This is a genomic window from Tardiphaga sp. 813_E8_N1_3, from assembly GCF_051811025.1.
GTDB lineage: Bacteria > Pseudomonadota > Alphaproteobacteria > Rhizobiales > Xanthobacteraceae > Tardiphaga.
Window position 1 is genome coordinate 3,339,340 of sequence record NZ_JBPWQE010000001.1, and the last position, 19,772, is coordinate 3,359,111.

Annotated in this window: 25 protein-coding genes and 2 pseudogenes; 7 read left to right on the forward strand and 20 right to left on the reverse strand. The window is 60.5% G+C overall.

What is annotated here, in order from left to right:
- Positions 1–19: 19 nt before the first annotated feature.
- Positions 20–829 carry a hypothetical protein gene (locus AB8A33_RS15990; protein WP_439093639.1) on the reverse strand — a complete coding sequence of 270 codons (810 nt, stop codon included), beginning with the start codon at positions 827–829 and terminating at the stop codon, positions 20–22.
- 169 nt (positions 830–998) lie between these two features.
- A pseudogene (locus AB8A33_RS15995) lies at positions 999–1,205 on the reverse strand (phage major capsid protein); the annotation flags it as partial.
- A gap of 111 nt (positions 1,206–1,316) precedes the next feature.
- Between AB8A33_RS15995 and AB8A33_RS16000 the strand changes: the two are divergent.
- The gene (locus tag AB8A33_RS16000; RefSeq protein ID WP_439093641.1) at positions 1,317–1,646 is read left to right on the forward strand and encodes a hypothetical protein; all 330 of its coding nucleotides are present in this window, start codon (positions 1,317–1,319) and stop codon (positions 1,644–1,646) included.
- A gap of 50 nt (positions 1,647–1,696) precedes the next feature.
- Here AB8A33_RS16000 and AB8A33_RS16005 read toward each other — a convergent pair whose 3' ends face one another.
- Positions 1,697–2,953 (reverse strand): phage major capsid protein, encoded by a 1,257-nt coding sequence (locus tag AB8A33_RS16005; protein ID WP_439093642.1) that lies wholly within the window; start codon positions 2,951–2,953, stop codon positions 1,697–1,699.
- Between the two features lie 209 nt (positions 2,954–3,162).
- Here AB8A33_RS16005 and AB8A33_RS16010 point away from each other — a divergent pair, with 209 nt between their 5' ends.
- Entirely contained in the window at positions 3,163–3,657 is a 495-nt protein-coding gene (locus tag AB8A33_RS16010; protein WP_439093644.1) for a hypothetical protein, read from the forward strand.
- Between the two features lie 553 nt (positions 3,658–4,210).
- On the opposite strand, the gene AB8A33_RS16015 is transcribed toward AB8A33_RS16010, so the two are convergent.
- Positions 4,211–5,071 carry a hypothetical protein gene (locus AB8A33_RS16015; RefSeq protein WP_439093646.1) on the reverse strand — a complete coding sequence of 287 codons (861 nt, stop codon included), beginning with the start codon at positions 5,069–5,071 and terminating at the stop codon, positions 4,211–4,213.
- A 313-nt stretch (positions 5,072–5,384) separates the two neighbouring features.
- Between AB8A33_RS16015 and AB8A33_RS16020 the strand changes: the two genes are divergently transcribed.
- Positions 5,385–5,549, forward strand: a complete 165-nt coding sequence (locus AB8A33_RS16020; RefSeq protein WP_439093648.1) for a hypothetical protein — start codon at positions 5,385–5,387, stop codon at positions 5,547–5,549.
- Here AB8A33_RS16020 and AB8A33_RS16025 read toward each other — a convergent pair.
- The 3 genes from AB8A33_RS16025 to AB8A33_RS16035 all read right to left on the reverse strand — a co-directional run bounded on the left by AB8A33_RS16025 (position 5,546) and on the right by AB8A33_RS16035 (position 6,913).
- Positions 5,546–6,256 carry an HK97 family phage prohead protease gene (locus AB8A33_RS16025; protein ID WP_439093649.1) on the reverse strand — a complete coding sequence of 237 codons (711 nt, stop codon included), beginning with the start codon at positions 6,254–6,256 and terminating at the stop codon, positions 5,546–5,548. The two genes, AB8A33_RS16020 and AB8A33_RS16025, sit on opposite strands and share 4 nt — an antisense overlap.
- Positions 6,257–6,502: 246 nt before the next feature.
- Positions 6,503–6,685: a hypothetical protein gene (locus tag AB8A33_RS16030; RefSeq protein WP_439093651.1), complete on the reverse strand. Its 183-nt coding sequence runs from the start codon at positions 6,683–6,685 to the stop codon at positions 6,503–6,505.
- Between the two features lie 12 nt (positions 6,686–6,697).
- Positions 6,698–6,913 carry a hypothetical protein gene (locus AB8A33_RS16035; protein WP_439093652.1) on the reverse strand — a complete coding sequence of 72 codons (216 nt, stop codon included), beginning with the start codon at positions 6,911–6,913 and terminating at the stop codon, positions 6,698–6,700.
- 121 nt (positions 6,914–7,034) lie between these two features.
- Here AB8A33_RS16035 and AB8A33_RS16040 point away from each other — a divergent pair, with 121 nt between their 5' ends.
- On the forward strand, positions 7,035–7,583 hold the full coding sequence (locus tag AB8A33_RS16040) for a hypothetical protein (protein ID WP_439093653.1): 549 nt from the start codon (positions 7,035–7,037) through the stop codon (positions 7,581–7,583).
- 75 nt (positions 7,584–7,658) lie between these two features.
- Here AB8A33_RS16040 and AB8A33_RS16045 read toward each other — a convergent pair whose 3' ends face one another.
- The 3 genes from AB8A33_RS16045 to AB8A33_RS16055 form a co-directional block, all read right to left on the reverse strand.
- Positions 7,659–7,832, reverse strand: a complete 174-nt coding sequence (locus tag AB8A33_RS16045; protein ID WP_439093654.1) for a hypothetical protein — start codon at positions 7,830–7,832, stop codon at positions 7,659–7,661.
- 5 nt (positions 7,833–7,837) lie between these two features.
- A complete protein-coding gene (locus AB8A33_RS16050; protein WP_439093655.1) occupies positions 7,838–8,095 on the reverse strand; it encodes a hypothetical protein in 258 nt (85 codons plus the stop codon).
- 77 nt (positions 8,096–8,172) lie between these two features.
- Positions 8,173–8,853, reverse strand: a complete 681-nt coding sequence (locus AB8A33_RS16055; RefSeq protein ID WP_439093657.1) for a metallophosphoesterase — start codon at positions 8,851–8,853, stop codon at positions 8,173–8,175.
- A gap of 113 nt (positions 8,854–8,966) precedes the next feature.
- Here AB8A33_RS16055 and AB8A33_RS16060 point away from each other — a divergent pair, with 113 nt between their 5' ends.
- Entirely contained in the window at positions 8,967–10,103 is a 1,137-nt protein-coding gene (locus AB8A33_RS16060; RefSeq protein ID WP_439093658.1) for a pentapeptide repeat-containing protein, read from the forward strand.
- A gap of 157 nt (positions 10,104–10,260) precedes the next feature.
- Here AB8A33_RS16060 and AB8A33_RS16065 read toward each other — a convergent pair whose 3' ends face one another.
- From AB8A33_RS16065 to AB8A33_RS16100, 8 genes are all read right to left on the reverse strand, one after another.
- Positions 10,261–11,451, reverse strand: a complete 1,191-nt coding sequence (locus AB8A33_RS16065; protein WP_439093659.1) for a phage portal protein — start codon at positions 11,449–11,451, stop codon at positions 10,261–10,263.
- 36 nt (positions 11,452–11,487) lie between these two features.
- Positions 11,488–12,744 carry a DNA-packaging protein gene (locus AB8A33_RS16070; RefSeq protein WP_439093660.1) on the reverse strand — a complete coding sequence of 419 codons (1,257 nt, stop codon included), beginning with the start codon at positions 12,742–12,744 and terminating at the stop codon, positions 11,488–11,490.
- Complete coding sequence (locus tag AB8A33_RS16075) at positions 12,728–13,285, reverse strand: hypothetical protein (RefSeq protein WP_439093661.1); 558 nt, start codon at positions 13,283–13,285, stop codon at positions 12,728–12,730. The genes AB8A33_RS16070 and AB8A33_RS16075 overlap by 17 nt, the downstream gene beginning before the upstream one ends.
- On the reverse strand, positions 13,282–13,449 hold the full coding sequence (locus tag AB8A33_RS16080; protein ID WP_439093662.1) for a hypothetical protein: 168 nt from the start codon (positions 13,447–13,449) through the stop codon (positions 13,282–13,284). The genes AB8A33_RS16075 and AB8A33_RS16080 overlap by 4 nt, the downstream gene beginning before the upstream one ends.
- A 282-nt stretch (positions 13,450–13,731) precedes the next feature.
- Positions 13,732–14,040: a DUF3551 domain-containing protein gene (locus AB8A33_RS16085; protein ID WP_439093663.1), complete on the reverse strand. Its 309-nt coding sequence runs from the start codon at positions 14,038–14,040 to the stop codon at positions 13,732–13,734.
- Positions 14,041–14,069: 29 nt separating this feature from the next.
- Positions 14,070–14,435 (reverse strand): DUF3551 domain-containing protein, encoded by a 366-nt coding sequence (locus AB8A33_RS16090; protein ID WP_439093664.1) that lies wholly within the window; start codon positions 14,433–14,435, stop codon positions 14,070–14,072.
- An 85-nt stretch (positions 14,436–14,520) separates the two neighbouring features.
- Positions 14,521–14,685 (reverse strand): Flp family type IVb pilin, encoded by a 165-nt coding sequence (locus tag AB8A33_RS16095; protein WP_093759013.1) that lies wholly within the window; start codon positions 14,683–14,685, stop codon positions 14,521–14,523.
- 261 nt (positions 14,686–14,946) lie between these two features.
- Entirely contained in the window at positions 14,947–15,870 is a 924-nt protein-coding gene (locus tag AB8A33_RS16100) for a LysR family transcriptional regulator (protein WP_439093665.1), read from the reverse strand.
- A 108-nt stretch (positions 15,871–15,978) separates the two neighbouring features.
- Here AB8A33_RS16100 and AB8A33_RS16105 point away from each other — a divergent pair.
- Both AB8A33_RS16105 and AB8A33_RS16110 read left to right on the forward strand, forming a co-directional pair.
- A pseudogene (locus tag AB8A33_RS16105) lies at positions 15,979–16,128 on the forward strand (alpha/beta fold hydrolase); the annotation flags it as partial.
- Positions 16,129–16,213: 85 nt separating this feature from the next.
- Positions 16,214–17,032 carry an alpha/beta fold hydrolase gene (locus AB8A33_RS16110; RefSeq protein WP_439093666.1) on the forward strand — a complete coding sequence of 273 codons (819 nt, stop codon included), beginning with the start codon at positions 16,214–16,216 and terminating at the stop codon, positions 17,030–17,032.
- A 285-nt stretch (positions 17,033–17,317) separates the two neighbouring features.
- On the opposite strand, the gene AB8A33_RS16115 is transcribed toward AB8A33_RS16110, so the two are convergent.
- Together AB8A33_RS16115 and AB8A33_RS16120 are read right to left on the reverse strand one after the other, a co-directional pair.
- Positions 17,318–18,931 carry an MDR family MFS transporter gene (locus AB8A33_RS16115; RefSeq protein WP_439093667.1) on the reverse strand — a complete coding sequence of 538 codons (1,614 nt, stop codon included), beginning with the start codon at positions 18,929–18,931 and terminating at the stop codon, positions 17,318–17,320.
- Between the two features lie 192 nt (positions 18,932–19,123).
- On the reverse strand, positions 19,124–19,636 hold the full coding sequence (locus AB8A33_RS16120; RefSeq protein ID WP_439093668.1) for a YcgN family cysteine cluster protein: 513 nt from the start codon (positions 19,634–19,636) through the stop codon (positions 19,124–19,126).
- Positions 19,637–19,772 lie beyond the last annotated feature (136 nt).

Consider the following 19,772-nt stretch of genomic DNA (forward strand, 5'->3'; position numbering starts at 1 on the left):
CTCTCGTCCTTTGTCTGTTTCATTCGAGCACCTTGAAGTGTCTTAGTTGCTCCAAGCCGATCCGAGTTTGCTCTTCCCAACTCATCTCGCGCAAGACCTCTTGGGGTGAGCGTCCTCCGAAGCGGGAATTTTTTGTCGCGTACCACCGACTTAACTCGATGTGCTTTAATTGCGGAATCCGCACGACATTTTCCGGCGCCTCGATCCGACTATCGCCGAATTTGGCACGATTGCCGCTGTGTTGATTGACGATGTGGTGATTTTCATAGCCGGGTTCGCTAGGTCCCTGTGCCCGCCGCTGAAGATCATCGAGCGACGACGGCGGATCATTGGCCGTCCGGATCATGTGCGAGAGCCGTCCGATCTCCTCGACTTGATCCAATAAGCCAAAGAACGCCCCTATCGCGATTGCCGATCGGCCGAATAGCCAACTGGCTGCAGAGCGGACGAACGACATGCGTTCCTCACGTGTCTCCGGCATACTTTGTGGAATCTCGGGTGCTCCTTCGAGTTCACCTTCGCTGTTGTGGCCGATGCCTGGCGGCACGAGCGAGCCAAGCCAACCCCCATCAAACCTATAGTCCTGCTCGCTTCGCTCTCCATCAGGCTTTGAGATAAGCGTCACGCGCGGCCGGTCTCCGTCGTACGAGGTCCCTCCGTACTGCAATCCGTAAGTGAACTGCCCGCCTCCGTCCTCCCCCGCCTCGATGCGTGGCTGCCCCTCCCATTTGCGCTCTGGCGCGAGATAGCGCCCAACATCCGACCGCAAATATCGCCCTGCATCCGGGCGCATGAACCGGCGTTGCTGGTGCTTCAGCCAAGCGGTCATGCGGCACCTGTGCAAGTGATAATGGGGAGGATTAAATCAAACGCCGTCATGGCCGGGCTTGACCCGGCCATTCATTCTCGTGCGGCGGAGCAAGAGGGATACGCAAGTCGAGCCCGCGATGAGGTCAGAGCTCCAACTGCAAACAGCGCGGATCGCGATCTTGGCTCCCTCAGCTCGCCGCTATTTTCAGCAGTTTGATCGCGTCAAAGTCCTGCACGCCGCCGCCGACGCGCTTGGTCGTGTAGAACAGCACATAGGGCTTGGCGCTGTAGGGATCGCGCAATACGCGAACGTCGACGCGGTCGACGATCAGATAGCCGCGCTTGAAATCGCCGAAGGCGATCGACAGCGACCCCGCCGCGACATCCGGCATGTCTGTGATACACGCCGCACACGTCAGATCAGCCTCACACAAGCTCTTTCTGGCAAACATCCATCGCACAACCGTCGCCATCGCTCTCGCGCAGTGACGCGCCGATCAGAAGGAATGCCCGTCGTGCTGCGCCAGTTCGCCTTCGCCTGCATCGCTGCTGCTGTGACGCTGCCGGCGGCAGCCGCCGATCTCTCGGGCACTCCGCGCTATGGCCAAGGTCAGGTGGTGGAGCCGGCACCGCTCGCTGGCCGCGGGCGTTACCTTGCCGTTGAATCTCCGCCATTCGACAAGATCATCACCTATGCGCCCCAGGGCGCCGGTCCGCTTCAGGTTCACCGTTATTTCGGCCCGCCGCAGGTTTCCTATTACTACAGCCACTATGGTGTGCCGCCGGAGCTGCTTGTTGGCCGCCAGCAATTTGGCTGCAACTACCGCTATTGCTGAACCAGGCAATGGCGGACGACGTTACGTCGCCCGCGCCAATCGCCGATCTCTCAGCTCACCGCAAACTTCAGCACCTTGATCGCATCAAAGTCCTGCACCCCGCCGCCCACCCGCTTGGTGGTGTAGAACAGCACATAGGGCTTGGCGCTGTAGGGGTCGCGCAGCACCCGTACGCCCTGGCGGTCCACGATCAGGTAGCCCCTGCGGAAATCGCCGAAGGCGATGGACAGCGAGCCAGCGGCAACATCCGGCATGTCCTCGGCCTCCAGCAGCGGAAAACCGATCAGGCTTGATTTTCCTCCGGCTACAGCAGGCGGCTGCCACAGATACACACCAGTGGTATCCTTGAATTTGCGTACCGAACTTTGCGTCTTCCGGTTCATCACGAAGGTTGCATTCTGGCGATAGCCCGAGCGAAGCGCGTAGATGAGATCCACCAATACATCCGAAGGATTTTCATTGGGGAACGCGCCAGCCGCCCCGCTTGGCACATAGCCCACATTGCCCCACGTCCATGAGCTGTTGGCAACCGTGGTGTAGGCCAGGAAACCCTTCGGCTTGTTATTGCCATCGCCGTTCACGAACGCAGCGCCCTCCTGCATCGCAAATACGAGTTCGACCTCGCCGGCCAACCATTCGTCGATATTGACCGCGGAATCGTCGAGTAACGTCGCAGTAGCTGCTGGCATCGCGTAAAGCTCCATCGCCGGAAATGCCAGTTCGTCGAGCACGGGCGACGTCGTCTGTGGCCGTGCCGTCGTCTCGCCGACCCACCCGGTGGCAGGTCCTGCCGTCATGAAAGGCTTGCGGTAGATGCCGCCGGAAATCGAGCGCAAGGACGATATGGAGCGCATGGGCGAGAGATCTTTCAATCGCGCTCCGATCTCCGTTTCGGTTTCCTCTGGCACCAGATAGCCACCATCGGCATTGGAGCCGACCGACATCGCCTTGGTCTCGATGGCGCGCAGGCCCTCGCTCTCGCCGGATCGCACATAGGCATTGAAGGCCGATTTGTGTTCGGATGGTTGGGGGCGCGCGGCGCTGTCCGCAGCAAGTGCGGGCCGCGCGCCCTTCAGGGAAAGCTGGTCGAGCCGGCGCTGATGCGCGTCAAGCGCGGCATCGATGCGTGCCACCTTCTCCTCGACGAGAACATCGCCGGATCGTTTCTCGATACTGGCGAGACGCGCGTCGTTCTCGGACTTGAAGTCCTCGAAGGTGCGCATCATCGCGTCATAGACGTCCTGCGCATCGCCGGAGGGAATGCCGGCCTTGATTTCGGGCGCGCTCTGGTTGTGGTCGAAGGTCATTTGCTTCTCCTGGCAAGACATGGGTGAAGGAGCGGTACGGCGATGCCGTAACGCGTTGGAAAATCTGAGTTTCTGGTGGTGATTGCCGCTGCGCCGGGTTGACCGCTCGGCCACAATGTTCTTATTTTGTTCTTATGCCGTCAGAAGGCCAGAACAGACGTTTCCCGCCGCCTTGGCGGGTCGAGAGCGACAACGCCGATAGCTTTCGCGTGGTCGATGCCAATGGCATCACGGTTGCCTGGGTCTACAGTCGCGACGATCTGCAAAAGTACAGTTTCGGCCACGACAAGCTGACATCCGACGAGGCCCGGCGCATCGCCAAAGGCATCGCGCGGCTGCCGGAATTTCTGATGAAGCGGCATGGCTTCTATCCGCGCGGCGCGGGCCAGCATCGATGGAAGCCGCACCGGCCTTACCACGTCGCACTCGAAGACATTTATGTGCGCGAGAACTGGTTCGACATCGACGAGATCTGCAAGCTGAATGGCATTCCCTTCAATCCAACCGGAGAAAGGATCGGCGGCAACGGCCGCTGGTGTGTCTTCGAATTCACCTGGCAGATGGACGCCATTTTATTCTGGATTCACTTTCAGGGACGTTGGCTGCGCGGCAGGGAATTTCACTATCCAGACAAACCGGCAGACCTGCCGCAACTGAAACTGCCGACGATGTATCGGTTCAACAAGCCGAGGCCGGAGCGATAGAATTACGCTCGATCTCGATCTTCAGCCTTCCTGAGGCTAGCGCAGTAGTTGCCGTAAAGGTCCGCCAGCTCGTAGACGCCAATTGTAGTCACCATGAACTGCAAACATGCATAGAACTGGACCCATAGCGCGAAGAACAGGAAAATCCTCAAACCAACTGGTTCAAGACCAGCTTTCAATACTGTCTCGTCGCCTAGAAAGATAAAGGGGATAAGCATGAAGAAAGCAGCGATGTGTGCAATTCCATTCCACGCTAGTATGAAAAGAAAATTTCGAAATGGTGTAGTGCCATCCCTTATTTGACTTAGAAATTTTATGAACCGATCATTTGGAATCGCTATTGATAGCGCGACCGCAGTAGCGGTGAACCCGAACACAACCGTGTCATACGGGACAAAAAAATTCGCCAAAACAAAGGGTTTCAGCTTGAGATCTGACCAACCGACAACCCATCCTGCCAATAAGCCACTAAGGTACGGGTGGGTCGTCGCAAGGATTCTTCCGGACTGCGGCCAAGCGTTTCTTTTGAGAAATATCCATGTAGTTTCTATCATCAGAGCCCTACGACGCTGGACAAATATCTACGAAGTTTTGACCGGATATCGGTTACAACGGCTACGCCTGCATCATCGGCATTAACAGCGACTTTCGTATGCTGCACGTGTTTCTTGGAATGTACTGTTGTCTCGTTGGTTTCACCTTCCCGCACGCCGGTCACTTTTGCATCATCTAAATACGGCTGAGAATCCGCCACAACGTCCTTGATCACTTTGACGATTCCAGCTCTCTTCGAGAGCGTGCCTCCGCGCGGAGCCTTAATCTCAACAGCGACTTTGTCACCGCCAGATTCTTCGGCGAGATCCGACAGATCGGTGTAGTGATCTGTCCAGCTTGCATTCGGCCGGATCATCCTGATCGCAGCCTCTCTGATCCGCCCAAACTGATTGATCTCTCGGGTGAAATTCTCGCGAATTACCGGGGCAAAAGTGAACCCAATTTCTTTCATATCAGGATAATTCTCGCGCAAGATCGCCTCAATCGCGGTCGCGATCATATCCGCCTTCGCACCTCGTTGCGAAAACTCAATTGCTGCTCGTCGCCTCCTGGGCACTGCAAAAAAATGCGTGGCATGACTTAATAGCTCCGCTCGGGACAGAATATTTTCACGCGTTTCCCCTGTCTCAACGTTCAACACAAGCGCTGAGTCATCGCCCCCCTCGACTACCTGAATGAAATAGCCGTCCGCCTCGCGAGATACGATGGGCAACCCAATAACAACTTCGGGTGAGTAATGGTATATCCGCTCTTCTATGCTAAGCCGCTCCAATCTTAGGAAAATATCTGCGTAGTTAGCAGGTGAGTCGTAGTGCGCATGCATTGCAAACACTTCGAACTTACGGATCGATCTCTTCATTATCTTTGCTCCCCAGACAATGAAGCAACTATAGATTGTGCTATCGCGCCGTTGTCAAACCTTCTTTCGAATCCTCACTACGGATGGACAAAGTGACGCCATTCCAGTGGTTCGGACGCTCGTGAACTGCTGCCAGTCACGCTCGGCCTGCGCGCATCAGCATCTGAAAAGTGACGATGGACGCTCCCCTGAGATCGACATGACAGAGTCGGCGAGTGTGGGGTCGCGAGGTTGAATTTGATCTGGAGCAGTGAACCCACGGGCGGGGTGTGGTGTTATCGCCCGGTGCGGCGACCAACACGGAGCTAACGCGATGAGACATGCTCAACCACCGATGACGAAATACGAGCAGTTCCTGCAGCAGGCGCAGGAACAGATGCTCGCCTTCGAGCGGCGCGAAAGTGAATTCCGCAAGAAAGAGCGTGCGGAGCGCGCGGCGCAATTGCACCTGCCGATCCCGCGCGACGAGCTGCACTAGGTCCTCTCGCGGTTTTCAGGTTTCCGGCGAAATGCGACACCGGCGCTCACCGCGCCGAGGGCCTGCTTGCGATCGGCGCGAGAGCGCAGCGAACAGGTCTGAATAAGCCCGCCTGCTTTGCTCCCGCGCCGCGCCACCGGCGCCGGTGCATCCGCGGCGCCGGCAAGACTTGTCAGATTTGGGTTTGCGACATTGGTCCAGTCATGCTCGGCCTGATCCCGCAGGCGCGTGCGCGGCGCGTCCTTCACGGCGCTCACCCGCGCGCCGTTCAGCAGCGGGAATGTGACGATGGACACTTCCCAGAGATCGACCTGATAGAGTTTGCGCACCCGCGTCTTCGGCTCGATCTGGCCGCGCTGGGTGCGATAGCCGATCGACAATCCGTCCACCGCACCGGCCTGCAGCAGCGCCAGCAATTCGCGCGCGCGTGTGACATCCGGGATCAGCCGGCCCCGCGCCCATAATCCGCGCAGGTCTTCCTTCATCTCGAGCCAGACGCCGACGGGCTCGGAGGGATCGTGCTGGAACAGCATCGGGATCTTTCTAAGACCGCGCAGCTTCAGCGTCTGCGTGAAAGCGCCGGGCATCACCATGTCGCGCGCCTGGTCGATCTCGCCGAACAGCGAGGCATAGCCCTCGATCACGCCGTCGGGCGTGAGTGCGAGGCGCGCGGGGGATGGCCATGGTGATGGCAACGGGGCATGCATCGGCGGCCTCGCAGGATGCGGGGGAACTGGAAGCTTTGAGATCGTGATGTCGTGGCTTTGCGCGAACAGAGGTGTCCCCTCCCTCCAGCGGAGCAAAGCTGCGCGCAGTGGGTCTGGCGGACGATTCGTCCGCCATGGGTCAGGGTGGGGTGTCGACACGGGGAACAGCCCTTGTGGCACCCCCACCCGACTGGCCTTCGGCCAGCCACCCTCCCCACAAGGGGGAGGGAAAAGAAAGAGCGCGAACTACACTTTCGCGCGCCGCGGCGGCTTCCGTCGCGCCGCCGGCTTCACCCGCGGCCTCGAAGCCTGGGCCTTGCGCTGCAACTGATCGAGATGCGCCAGAAATTCACGGAAGACACTGAGATGATCCTTGCCCGCTTTGGTCTCCGGGCGGATCGAACGCATCACGTCGTGCAGACTGTCCATGGATGATCCCTTTCAGATGTCATCGCTCTCGTCGCGCATGCGGTGGCGGCGATGCGCACGGCGGTTGAAGCGCGCGAGCTGCCGCACGAATTCGTCGAAGCGGCGCGAGGCGCCGGCGAGTTCGCGCAATGCGAACAAGGCCGCGGCGCTGGCCACGCTCGCCCACAGAAACAGAGCGAGATGCGCGAGGTCGCCGCGCTCGGTGAAAATGCGGATCAGGTCATCCATGGCGATTGTACTTCCATCTTGCGCGCACCCGCTGCCGCGTTCACGCGCGCGGTCGAACCTTTCGGCTGACGCCGCCGACCAAGCAGCAACGCCGTCCCGCCCCTTTACCCGAGCGCCCACCATGCCTGCGACCCCGCCGCTGCGCCTACCCCGCTTCCGCGTGCTGGCTGTGGCCGCGCTGATCGCCGGCCTCGGCGCGACGCAGGTCATGGCCGCCACGCCGACACCGCTCGACCCGACAGGCGATTATGACATCTGCATCGGCGACACCGACGACCGCGCCATTGCCGCCTGCAATCGCGCCATCGCGCGCGATCACTATCGCGGCGCCAAACTGGCCATGTTGTATGTCAGCCGATCGGTCGGCTATCTGCTGGCGGGCGATGCCGATGCCGCCATTGCCGATGCCGATGCCGCGCTCCGGCACGATCCCGCGGAGGCCGTCGCGTTCTGGAGCCGCGGCAGCGCCTGGCAGAACAAGAATGAGCCTGCGCGCGCCATTGCCGATTTCAGCGAAGCCCTTCGCCTCGATCCCGTGGATGCGTCGTCGCTGATCCAGCGCGGCATCGCCCGGGAAGCGATCGGCGACACCGCCGGCTGCGCCCGCGACATCGCCGAAGCCACCCGCATCGATCCGGTGCTGACGGCACGCAAATATGTCAGGAAGTGACGGCGCTCACGCGCTCCGACTGCGCTGTTCTTCCATTCGCGATGTCAGATCCTGCGGCGGCGCGCATCGACATCCCTAGCGATCGCGGTGGACGTCCCAGTAATTGGTCACGCCTTCTTCGTGGTTCCTGCCGCTGGGCGGCGCGCGCGGCGTGTGCAGGAAGGCGCGATACAGAACGGCGAGAATTCCGATCAGTAGCAGCAGCGGCAAGATCCAGTCCGGTATCGACATCGCCGGTGTTACGGTCATGGCGATCACTCCGTCGCTGGTGCCGCAGCGCGGCGCTTGCGACGGGCGCGGCAGAACAACAGAGAGCCCAACGCGATGCCGGCAAAGACACATATGCCCAGCGCCTGCACGCGGTCACCGCCGGATGACGACAGTCCCACGACCACGCCGATCACAAGACAGACCAGCCCCACGGCTTCCCCGAGGAGCGGCCATTTCGCTGTCATCCAACCGGAAACGAGTTCGACAGCGATATCGATGACGAGCTCGATGAGTGCAGACATCAGAAGGGTGCCGGTTCAGTTGCGTTACCCGGTTAGGCGTCGCGGCGCGGTCTTTGGTTCAAGAGGTTATATCCACATCAAGGCGCCGGCGGCCCGGTGATCTCGATCAGCTCCACCGGCCCGCCCGGCAGCGCGTCATCGAACACGCCGATCACCAGCCGACCCGTTTTCCAGGCATAGGTGTCGAAATTGCTGCGGCCCTGTTTCAGCAGCGGCCCATCGGCGTGGCGGTCATGGCCATGCACCACATGGCGCGCGCCCTCGCCGGCATCATGGCCGGAAGCGTCATCATCCGCATAGCGCTTGGTCATCATCAATACAGGGTCCTGCCGCGCCAGCGGCAGCGCGGGATCGACGCCGGCATGCACATAAATGCGATGCGCATCCATGTGCCACAGCGGCCGGCCATCGAGCCAGTCGATGTCATGCACCGGCACATCGGCGACGTCGCCGCCATAGGAGGCGAGCGCGGTATCGCCGCCTTTCGTCATCCAGTTTGCTATCGCCACATCGCCGCGCAGCGCCGCCACCATCAGCGCATCGTGATTGCCCTTGAGCATCGCCAGCCGCAGGCCAGGTGCCACCCCTGCCCGCAGCCGCGCAATGACGCGGCGCGAATCCGGTCCCTTGTCGACATAGTCGCCGAGCACAACGAGCGTGGCTTCCCTGCCGCCGGCATGGGCCTCGATTCGCAGCAGTGCCGCATCGAGCAAATCGCGCCGGCCATGAAGATCGGGGATGACATAAGTGAGGGGCATGCGTGTACTCAGCCAAATCCCAGCTTGACTAGTGACGGCGCAAACAACTACCTTTAGTTGCATTCACACCAAATTTGCTTTGAGCCATGCTATATCCCTTTTTTGGATTTGAGTTGAGTGGCACGGCCGTATTTGGTGCCATTGCAGCCTATGTTTTGCTGAGCCTGTTCGCTATCGTCTTCATTCCGAGACGTGCCGTCCGAGCACCGATTACTAAGCGGGCTCCCTCACTAGATGCGCAAGCAAAACTGATCGAACTCAGATCCAAGGTACGACAGAGTGTCCTCCAGGTCGTAGGCGGCGTCACCGCCGTTTTTGCGTTTATTGTCACGCTACAGCAGATCAGACAGAATGAGGATACGTTCAAGGGAAAGAAGGCCGATCTGTTTTCCAAGTCGATCACCTCACTGTTCGACGAAAAATCGCACCTCAACAGCCGCGCGGGCGCGATGTATTTGTTGTCTTATGTCGCGCGAAGCGACCCCAGCTATCATCGAACAGTATTTGATACTTTGGCCGGGCACATTATTCTGATGTCCTCCAAGGCCTGTCGGAGCCAGATGGTTACCGACTCCAAAACGTATCAAAGAGAGCCTCAGATCCAACTCGCTCTACGCATCATCGGCGAACGCAATCCGGACCACGATCCAACGGGAAAACGGTTCAACCTTGAAAATTCCTGTCTGGTCGATGTTGACCTCCGCGACGAGGTCAACGTCGTCAAGGGACTTCGAAAGGCCCGCCTCTCAGATTCCCAGCTGCTCAGAAGCGACTTCACCAACGCGGACCTTAGCGGGGCTGAACTGAGACGTATCAAAGCAAGCGATTATATGAACAAGGAACAATGGACTGTGGCTATCGGCTTTGAACTCAATCGCGGTGTCGACGGTGATCAGCGCGGTGCTATCGACTATGCAACAGATCAGCAGCGACGTCAGTTCATCACCATGTTCACCGGCGCCAATTTGGCCGAAGCGGATTTTCAAGATGCCGAGCTTGCTGGCGCCGACTTCAGGGAGTCTGAGCTGCGAGGCGCAATATTTCTCCATGCCAATATTGCCCGCGCCAGTTTCGTGAGAGCGAAGAATATAGAGCCTGACCAGATGATGAAGGCTTGTGTCGGGCAACCCGGAATGGACGAACAGGAATTCGAGGCGCAGCAGCCTTATTTTTCAGCCGCATTTCTCAAGAAGCTTGGAGGTAAGCGTATTCCGAGATGCAAAGCAGAGGATGACCACTCTCCAGACTAGTCCCGCAATATCAAGAAGGTCATTCAGAAATTGTGATCACGGGCACAGCGTCATTGGCAAACCGCGTCGCTCTTCTCCGTAAGCGAGCACTTTTCTTATCGAGCCAGCAAATTATCATGCCTACGGATTCATAAGCCATGAATGTTAGCCCGCAGCGTCATCCCAGCCGGTCCCCGCCCTCCACCGGCGCATAGCCTACCGCTTCGCGTTTCTCGTTCAGCGTCAGGAAGTCCGCGCTGCTGACGCGCTCCCACAGCGCGGTGCGATCGGCGGCGAGCGCATCCACGCGGTCGGTGTCGATATCGATGCGGATGGCGTCGCCGAATTGCGGCGCCAGCCATTGCGCCAGTGCGTTGCCGGTGCGCGCCGCCAGCGGCAACACGGTCTGGCGGAAGAACACGCGGTTGGCTTCCTGGAAATTCGCGAATGTATTGTCGCCGGGAATCCCGAGCAGCATCGGCGGCACGCCGAAGGCGAGCGCGATCTCGCGCGCGGCAGTGTGCTTGGCGTCGAGGAAATCCATGTCCTTCGGCGTCAGCGACATCGCCTTCCAGTCGAGCCCGCCTTCCAGCAGCAGCGGCCGCCCGGCATTGGCGGCGCCCTGATAATTGCCTTCGAGTTCGCGCTTGAGGCGGTCGAATTGCGGCTCGGACAGCACCGATCCCTCCGGCCCGGCATAGACCAGCGCCCCCGACGGCCGCGCCGCATTGTCGAGCAGCGCCTTGTTCCATTTCGACGAGGCGTTGTGGGTATCGAGCGCGGTCGCGGCGGCGTCGATCGGCGCCAGGCCATAGTGATCGTCGAGCGGATGAAAGAAGGTCAGATGCAGGATCGGCGGCAGGCTGGACGCCTGCTGATCGAAGCGGACACTGCGGCCGCCGACGCTGTAGTCATAGGCCTCGGCCCAGCCATCGCTGCCGGGCACGACTTTCATGCGATCAGGCCGCAGCGCGTAGAGTTCACGGACCTCGTGCTGCCGCACCTGCTCATCGAGCGTCACGGCTTCGATATAGGCGTTGCCGGCGAGCAGCAGATGCGCATAGAGCGTCTCGAAGAACACGCCGCCATCCTGGCGCGGGTTCGGCCGCGTCAACAGCTGCGCCAGCGGATGCGCCTCGCGTTCCTGCGCCCCATCGAAGACGAGAAAGCTGCACGCCGCCGCATTCTCTGCGATCAGCCTGACGGCGCGGTGTACGATGGCATTGGAGAGATAGCCCTCGCGGGCGAGCGCCGCAAAATCCTTCGGCGTCCATCGCGCACGCCCGCCGCTCTCGAATGCGAGCACGCGCGCGGTGCGCGACGCCTTCGTCTCCGGCGCCGCGAGATAGGCTTTCAGTCGATCGAACATGATATGATCCTACTCGGTTGTGCCCTGACACGATGCTCACAACACCCTGATCCTCGGCCCACCGCCGCGCGGCACCAGCGCCAGCGACGCGACGGCCCAGACCATCGCATCCAGCCGATCCGGCGAATGGCCCGACGACAGCCCCGAACTCGCGAAGTCGCACATCTCGTCTTCCAGCGCGGCAAAACTGCCGGCATGCTTCACACGGCCCTGCTCGTACAAGGTCGCCACCGGCTCGGCGCGCAGCCACTTGCCGCGCAAGGCGCGCACCGGCGTCACAGGCACAGTATGGTCCACCTCGTTGATCACGCTGCGCACCATCTCGCCGCCCTGGTTGACTTCCACCACCAGCGCGTCGGCCTCCAGCCTGCGCCACAGCGCAATCGCCTTGTTGGCCCAGGCCGTCGGCGTCACTGACGAGACGGTGTCATCGGCCATCACATAGACAATGCCGTCCTCGGCGATCCCCGCCGCGACGATGCCGCAGGCATCCGCACGTTTGCCAGACGACACTGGCGGATCGACAGCCACAACGATGCGCTGCATTGGCGGCGCGTCGTGCACGCGGCATTGCTCGAGCAGTGCACGCGACCACAATGCATCGGGCCGATCCTCGATGATCTCGCCGTCCAGTTCCTGCCGTCCCAGCCGCGTGCCAGCATAGCGGCCCATCACGCTTTGCAGAAACGTCGGCGCAAGGTTGAACGCATTCACCACCGTCGCGGCGCGCGTCGTCGCCGTCGTCGGATCACCCATCAGGCGCTTCAACAGCGCGGTTGGTCGCGGCGTCGTGGTGATCATCTGCCGCGGCTGGCTGCCCAGCCGCAGGCCGAATTGCAGCATGTCGAAAGCAGCTTCGGCATAGCGCCACTTCGCCATCTCGTCGGACCACGCGCATGAAAATTGCGGGCCGCGCAGGCTCTCGGGATCCTCCGCAGAGAATACCTGTGCGACGGCGCCGTTGCTCCATTCCAGCCGTTTGCGTGACGGAATCCAGACCGGACGCTCGTGCCTTTCGTGAATCTCCATCAGGCCAGACACGCCTTCGATCATCACTTCGCGCACGTCGTGTTCGGTTTCTCCGACCAGTGCAATGCGTCCGGCCTTCTCAGATGCAAGTGGGGCACGACCCATTGCCTGCGCGCGCACCCACTCGGCGCCAGCACGGGTCTTGCCCGCACCGCGACCGCCGATCATCAGCCAGGTCAGCCACGGCTCACCATTCGCCGCCAGCACGGGCGGGAGTTGGTGCCGATGCGCGAAGACGTCCCAGCGCTCATTCAGGAACGTCATCTCGCCTGGTGTCAGCCCCGCCAGCAGAAAGTTGCGCTCCTCCTCGGAGGCGTTTTGCAAGACGTTCAGAAAGTCTTTGACGGAGTTCGTCGAGGTCTCGCGGGCGGTCGTCATCTTCTGCAGACCCTTGCTCGTCGTCGACACGCCCCTTCTTCAATTCGATCAGCGTACGCGCCAGCACCGCCAGCGTGCGGGCGCGACGTTCGGCTTCGGTGCGCAGGGCTTCATCCCCACCTATGCGCCCGACGATGTTCTCGATCAGATCCAGTTCGCGTTCGATGACTTTGGTGACACGCTTAACCAATGGACCGCGCGATCCGGGCTTCGCCCTATCATCGGACGTATTGTCTGCAGGTGCGTCATCAATTGCATCGGGCAATACGAACGCGAGGGTTTCCTCAATACTCACGACAGCAGCCCGCACCGGCTTTCTCGCCGGGCGGGCTATTGGCTTTCTGACCATATTGGGAACTCGTTGCTGTTGTCGGTCGATCATGCCGGACTGACGGAAATTGAACGGCCGATCGCCGAAACCGATCACGTCCTGAAGAACACAAACCAGACCACGCCGAGGATCAGCACAGCGAGGCCGAGGCTGATTGTCAAAAGCGCGAGAATAGACGGGCCCGGTTCGGCCTGGCGTGCCTCTGTCGCGGATTCGACGATCTGCCCTTTTTGCTTGGTTGCCGAATTCCTGATTGTCATGGCACCCTCGTTTCGCTTGCTGTTGGATGCCGATGAGATTCCTTGCGGCATCGTATCGAAAGCAACGCGGGATTTGGATCGATGTTCCGGGTATTCACCGCCACATCGGGCTGAACAGCGCGGCGCAGATTCGCCGCCAATCAACAGCGGCGTTTCCTGCGAACCCAATTGTGGAGCATGCCGTAAAGCTACTTCGACAGCGCAACGCTGTCAAGGCTAAAAATCCTAGATTTTGAATTTAGTCCTTAAATCGGAATTTTGTCCGCGTGATCAATGCATTGGCTATCGCGGCGGCTGCGACCACGCCGCTCCCGGCGCGCCGGTGATGTTGCCGGGATAGTCGATATTGACCACGCAATTGCCGTGCAGGTCGGCCGCGGCCTGCAGGCATTGCTGATAATCGAAGAACCGGCAGATCTGCGGCACACTCCCCGGCCCGCGGGGCCCGCCGGTCAACACGCAGAACGGCGGAATACTGGAACGGGCCACGACCGATGGCCGCGCCTGCGCAGGATCCAGAGCCGGCAACGACGCCGACGCGATGGCGATCGCAGCCACAGCCCATACGGGCCCGAGAATCCTTGTTGTCATCGATGCGTCCTTCACGAACGGGCGATCACTTACCGCGCGCGCCGGCGACGTTGTGGCGCCGTATCTGTGGCAGCTCCGGCACGATAGTCGATATTGCCCACACAGTTGCCTCGCGTACCCACAGCAGCATTGATGCATTGCTGGTAGTCAGAAAAGATGCAGTTGCTGACATAGGAGGATTCGCCGTTGGCGCCGCTCTGGGCGATGCAGAATTGCGCACCAGCCGCCGAGGCCGGTGTCGCTCCCGCGAGGACGAATACCGCAAATCCCAAACCGGCAAACGCCGAAAGCTTCAAACGCGAATTCAAAGTCATGATGATCATCCACATGAAAATGCGCAGGCTCGAGGCCCGCGCATGATCATATAGGGTGCTGCACCACAATCGATAGGACATTCACAACATTGCGTTCCGACAAGACAGCCATGTCTTTTGCCGGTTGCAATGGCGGCGCGCCCGGCATCGGCCGGTCTTCACTGCCCTATTTCAGCGACGTATTCACGGCGGCGTAGCGCCCGTTCAGCGTGGTACCAAGGCCCTGCACGGCGACGATGATCGCTAGGCTGATACCGGCAGCGATCAGCGCATATTCGATGGCCGTTGCACCAGACTCATCGTCGATAAATTTCGAAATCAAACGCAACACGGAAATCTCCTCATACGGCCGCGGATTTCTTCCACGCCGTCCCCTGAAAACTGCACTCAACCTAAGCGGCAGAGGTTGCAGGAAGGTTCACCAACAGGCTCAATTATGAATTAATCATGCGGTAACTACGTGTGAGCTCGGTTCGTCACCGTAGGGCGGATTAGCGCAGCACCCGTAGCCCGGATGAGCGCAGCGACATCCGGGGATGACTGCTGCTTAAACCGTGGAAAAATGACCCGAAGCGGACTCTCGCATCACCCACTAGTCAGCTTCAACGTAGCGAATGATGCTCTGATTTTGAACGTTCGCAACCAATTCATCCGCGCGGGACAAAAGCCGGTAGAGCAAAGGAGAGGAATTTGCCTGGTTGTAGCCGAGAGCGAGATCGACGGTTGGTGGGACGCCCTCGAGCGCTCTAGCAACAACGTTTGGCGCCAGCATATTTTGCGCATAGAGCGGAACGAGAGTCACTCCGCCTGTGGATGCGACCAGCGACATGGCCGACGATATGTTCTCGCCTTCATACTTTGCCTTGAGCACGATCCCAACCTTCGACGCATAATCCTGAATTACAGCGTGCAATACCGGAGACGTTCTCGCCGAGCTGACATAGATCTCGCGGACAAGATCCTGTGGGCGAATCCTTTTGCGCGAGGCCAAGCGATGGTCTGCCGGCAGCACTGCGATCAAGGGCTCCTTCGCCAACAGCTTGAAGGTCAGGCCTGCGTTCTGTTTCTCAGGGCGGAGAAAGGCTATGTCCAGCTTCCCGCGCGTTAATGCGAGGGCGAGTTCTGGCGAGGACTGACTACACAGGGTGACTTCGATCTCCGGCTCTTCCTCGCGGAGGATACGCAATAAGTGGGGGAGCCACATCACCTCCAACCCGACCATGAACCCCATGGAAAGTGCGGGCTTTTGCGGCTGTGCGGTCCGCCGCGCACCATCTGTCGCCGCTTCGACTTGCGACAGCGCCAGCCGCGCGTGATCGAGAAAAACTCTTCCGGCATCGGTAAGCGCCACGCCACGCGCCTGGCGCTCCAGCAACTGCACGCCAACTTCAGATTCCAAATCACGAATCTGCCGGCTCAGCGACGGCTGCGAAGTGTTCAGGCGCCGTTGGGCAGCGGTCAAAAAGCTACCTTCCTCTGCGACTGCAATGAAATAGCGCAAATGCCGAAGTTCCATCCGCCCCTCGATATGCTTCCAAGGCATACATCGCAGCCTACTAGGTCTTTGTCTTTAGCTGAACCAAGACTTACCTTCGCAGCGGCTCAACCAAAAGGGGTAACAACCATGTCTTCAACTTCCAAGCCGGCAATCGTCTTTTGCCACGGCCTTTGGGCCGACGGTTCGTGCTTCAGCAAAGTCATTCCGGCCTTGCAGGCGGATGGGCACGAAGTGATCGCTGTCCAGTACGGGCTCAACAACTACGCGGATGACGTGGGCCTTTAATTCTCAAACTCCGCCCGCAAAATTGAGTAACGCGTGGCTCAATGGATCAATCTAACAGCGCAGATGGAGCGACTCGATGTCCACGATCACTACTACAGACGGCGTAAACATCTTCTACAAGGACTGGGGCTCAGGTCAGCCGATCGTTTTCAGCCACGGCTGGCCGCTGTCGGCGGACGACTGGGACGCCCAGATGACCTTCTTCCTTCGCCACGGCTACCGAGTGATCGCCCACGACCGGCGCGGCCACGGCCGGTCCGACCAGCCCGGCATCGGCAACGACATGGACCACTGGGCTGCCGACCTCGCGGCCCTGACCGAGCACCTTAACCTGCGCGACGCGATCCACGTAGGCCACTCCACAGGTTGCGGTGAGGTGACTCGCTACGTCGCCCGCCACCCGGAGCGCGTCGCGAAGGCGGTACTGGTCGCTTCCCTGACGCCGAACATGTACCGGAGCGAGGACAATCCGTCCGGTCAACCGCCGGAGTGGTTCGAAGCGATCCGCGCGGGGGTGCTGGGCAACCGGTCGCAGTTCTTCCGGTTCGTCCCTGAGAACCCGTTCTACGGTTACAACCTCGACGGGGCCGAGCCTTCGGAGGCGATCATTGCGAACTGGTGGCGCCAGGGCATGACCGGCGGTGCCCTCGCTCACTACGCGACTGTCGACTCTTGGCTGGAAGATTATACCGAAGACCTCAAGAAGATCACCGTGCCGGTGCTGGTGATGCATGGCGAGGCCGATCAAGTCGTTCCCTTCGCAAGTACCGTGCCGCGTGCGGTCGACCTGCTCAAGAACGGGTCGCTGAAGACCTATCCCGGCTACCCCCATGGCATGCTCACCACTCATGCGGATGTCCTCAACCGCGACCTGCTCTCGTTCATCAGGTCTTGACGACATCTCTCCTCCGTCATCGCCTATCCCGCGCGAAGGAGATGCCGTTTGCAAGGCGGTCTCTCCTTCCAGTTCAAGAGACGGTGCGCGACGGCCGCTTTTGGCCCGTCGCGTCATTTTCTGCTGTTGCACAAAGGCGGTCGGTCTCGGAGCAAAGCGGACGTAGTCACCAGTCACATGGCGCCGCCGGATTTATACAGCACCCGTCGCCCGGATGAGCGCAGCGACATCCGGGGATGACTGCTGCTTCCCGCATATCGCTCTGCTCATGCGGGCTACTGTCGATTACTCCGAAACCAATGACGGCTTCGCCTTTGCCGGCCCTGCCAACGGGCGTTCTTCCATCAGCAGCAGGAACAGTGTCGAGAGCGCCAGCAGAGCTGCCGCGGCTTCGAACACGTAACGGAAGGCGCTGACCATATCGCTGGCCGCGATCGGATGCGTGCTGGCGGCATGTTCGCCTGTGATCGAGATGTCCGTGCCCAGCGCCATCAACAAAATGGTGGTGAAAGCGGCAACGGTGAACGACGCCATCAGCGCGCGGAAGAAGTTCATCGCGCCGGTGGCGGTGCCGATCTGTGGTCGCGGCACGGCGTTCTGAATCGAGACGAGGCTGACGGGAAACACGGTGCCGAGGCCGATGGAGAACAGTCCAAGCATCGTCAGCAGCGCCCACAGTGGCAGCGGCGTCATCAGCGCCAGCAGCAGGCCCATCAATGCCGACATGCCCGTGCCCGCAATGGCCACGCGCTTGTAATGTTTCGCCTTGGTCATCATGTGGCCGGCAAAGGCGGCGCCGCCGACCGACACCGCTGCGATCGGGATCAGTGCGACGCCGGCTTCGCCTGCCGTCAGACCATAGACCACTTCGTAATAGAGCGGCATGTGCACGGTCAGCCCGAGCATCGCGCCCATGGCGCAGCCGCCGGCGGCCATCGCGAAAGGCACCACCGAGCCCGACATCAGCGGCAACGGCAGGAACGGCTCGTCGTGATGGATCGCATGCCAGATGAAGGCGAAAGCCATTACCGCTGCTGCGCCGATCATCGCGACGATCGTCGGCGACGCCCACGAGAATTTGGTGCCGCCCCATGTCAGCACCAGCATGAAGACAACGGCCGAGGCCATCAGCAGCACGCCGCCGAGCCAGTCGACCTTGCGGCGGCGATGAAACACTGGAAGCTTCTTCATCTTCGGCAGCAGCAGCGCCAGCGATCCCACCCCGAGCGGGATGTTGATCCAGAAGATCATCGACCAGTGCAGATGTTCGGCGAACAACCCGCCGATGATCGGGCCGCCGATGCCGGCCGCTACCCACACGCCGCTGAAATAAGCCTGATACTGGCCGCGCTCACGCGGCGACACCACGTCGGAAATCACCACCTGCACGATGGGCAGGATGCCGCCGCCGCCGAGGCCCTGCAAAGCGCGCGCGATAATGAGCACGATCATGTTCGGCGCCAATGCGCACATGATCGAGCCGACCATGAACAGCGCCATCGCGGTGATGATCATGGCGCGGCGGCCATAGATATCGCTGAGCGTGCCGAACACCGGCGCCACCGCGGTCGATGCCAAGAGATAGGCGGTGATGACCCAGGAGAGATTGTTCACGTCGGCGAATTGCCGGCCGATGGTCGGCAGCGCGGTGGCGACGATGGTCTGGTCGAGCGCCGCCAAAAACATGGTCAGCAGTAGGCTCATCAGGATGGTGCGGACTTCGGCGGGGGTCAGCGGCGCCTTCACGACAGCAGGCGCATCGCCGGGTTCGATGACTTCTGTGGGGATCCGCGACAGTTCCTGCGCGAACTCGTCCGACAGGAGCTCATCCGACGGGATTTCCTCGGGCAATACCTGATCATCGGCCGCTGACCGGCTCTGTCGCTCGATCTTGTTCATGAAACTTTGGATTCAAGGGACCTGGGAGGTAACCGGAGAGCCAGATCGGCGCGAATTCCCGCGCACAGACTCTCTTTGGAAGAAATCTATTCCCCTACCCCGTGCAGCAACAGTTGTTTCCTTGCATGGGAGCGTCCCGCGGCGATCATCAGGCCATTTGCGCGCGTGATCGAACACCGCGCGCCGCGGATTCTACGCCGGCCGCTTCTTCAGCTTCGCCTTGCGCGGCAGCAGCGCCGGCCAGGTCACGATGTGATCCTGCAACTCGTCGTCGGAGATCGTGTCCTCGCTGCCCTCGACCCGCCCCCGCACCGAAACACCGGCCTCATGGACCGTGTCGGGGCTGCCGGAAATCAGCGGATGCCACCAGTAGAGATCGCGCCCCTCGGCCGCGAGCTTGTAGCCGCAGCTTGGCGGCAGCCAGCTCAGGGTGCGGACATTGTCCGGGGTCAGCCGCACGCAATCGGGAACATGGTCGGAGCGGTTCGGATAATCCTTGCAGGCGCAGAGGCCGGCATCGAGCAATCGGCAGGACACATGGGTGTAATAGATCTTGCCGGTATCCTCGTCTTCCAGCTTTTCCAGGCAGCAGCGTCCGCAGCCGTCGCACAGGCTTTCCCACTCGACGCCGGACATCTCTTCCAACGTCTTGGTTTTCCAGAACATTCCCTCCTGTGCGGAAGGACGCGGGGGACGCGCGGTCATGCGATTTGAATCGATCCAGGTTGCGGCGAAACGCCCTTCTAGGAGTTGCGGTGCCGGCTCTGCAAGCAACATCGTGTCGGCCGGCTCGCAAACAAGGGCAAAACCCGGAATCCCGTTAGTCCTGTCGCGCAAATTC

Bases quoted from the DNA above. Each gene is read 5' to 3' on its own strand.
- AB8A33_RS15990 (WP_439093639.1), bottom strand. From the start codon at position 829: ATGACCGCTTGGCTGAAGCACCAGCAACGCCGGTTCATGCGCCCGGAT.
- AB8A33_RS16000 (WP_439093641.1), top strand. From the start codon at position 1,317: ATGCCCGTCGTGCTGCGCCAGTTCGCCTTCGCCTGCATCGCTGCTGCT.
- AB8A33_RS16005 (WP_439093642.1), bottom strand. From the start codon at position 2,953: ATGACCTTCGACCACAACCAGAGCGCGCCCGAAATCAAGGCCGGCATT.
- AB8A33_RS16015 (WP_439093646.1), bottom strand. From the start codon at position 5,071: ATGAAGAGATCGATCCGTAAGTTCGAAGTGTTTGCAATGCATGCGCAC.
- AB8A33_RS16020 (WP_439093648.1), top strand. From the start codon at position 5,385: ATGAGACATGCTCAACCACCGATGACGAAATACGAGCAGTTCCTGCAG.
- AB8A33_RS16025 (WP_439093649.1), bottom strand. From the start codon at position 6,256: ATGCATGCCCCGTTGCCATCACCATGGCCATCCCCCGCGCGCCTCGCA.
- AB8A33_RS16030 (WP_439093651.1), bottom strand. From the start codon at position 6,685: ATGGACAGTCTGCACGACGTGATGCGTTCGATCCGCCCGGAGACCAAA.
- AB8A33_RS16035 (WP_439093652.1), bottom strand. From the start codon at position 6,913: ATGGATGACCTGATCCGCATTTTCACCGAGCGCGGCGACCTCGCGCAT.
- AB8A33_RS16040 (WP_439093653.1), top strand. From the start codon at position 7,035: ATGCCTGCGACCCCGCCGCTGCGCCTACCCCGCTTCCGCGTGCTGGCT.
- AB8A33_RS16045 (WP_439093654.1), bottom strand. From the start codon at position 7,832: ATGACCGTAACACCGGCGATGTCGATACCGGACTGGATCTTGCCGCTG.
- AB8A33_RS16050 (WP_439093655.1), bottom strand. From the start codon at position 8,095: ATGTCTGCACTCATCGAGCTCGTCATCGATATCGCTGTCGAACTCGTT.
- AB8A33_RS16055 (WP_439093657.1), bottom strand. From the start codon at position 8,853: ATGCCCCTCACTTATGTCATCCCCGATCTTCATGGCCGGCGCGATTTG.
- AB8A33_RS16065 (WP_439093659.1), bottom strand. From the start codon at position 11,451: ATGTTCGATCGACTGAAAGCCTATCTCGCGGCGCCGGAGACGAAGGCG.
- AB8A33_RS16070 (WP_439093660.1), bottom strand. From the start codon at position 12,744: ATGACGTTCCTGAATGAGCGCTGGGACGTCTTCGCGCATCGGCACCAA.
- AB8A33_RS16080 (WP_439093662.1), bottom strand. From the start codon at position 13,449: ATGACAATCAGGAATTCGGCAACCAAGCAAAAAGGGCAGATCGTCGAA.
- AB8A33_RS16085 (WP_439093663.1), bottom strand. From the start codon at position 14,040: ATGACAACAAGGATTCTCGGGCCCGTATGGGCTGTGGCTGCGATCGCC.
- AB8A33_RS16090 (WP_439093664.1), bottom strand. From the start codon at position 14,435: ATGTCCTATCGATTGTGGTGCAGCACCCTATATGATCATGCGCGGGCC.
- AB8A33_RS16100 (WP_439093665.1), bottom strand. From the start codon at position 15,870: ATGGAACTTCGGCATTTGCGCTATTTCATTGCAGTCGCAGAGGAAGGT.
- AB8A33_RS16110 (WP_439093666.1), top strand. From the start codon at position 16,214: ATGTCCACGATCACTACTACAGACGGCGTAAACATCTTCTACAAGGAC.
- AB8A33_RS16115 (WP_439093667.1), bottom strand. From the start codon at position 18,931: ATGAACAAGATCGAGCGACAGAGCCGGTCAGCGGCCGATGATCAGGTA.
- AB8A33_RS16120 (WP_439093668.1), bottom strand. From the start codon at position 19,636: ATGACCGCGCGTCCCCCGCGTCCTTCCGCACAGGAGGGAATGTTCTGG.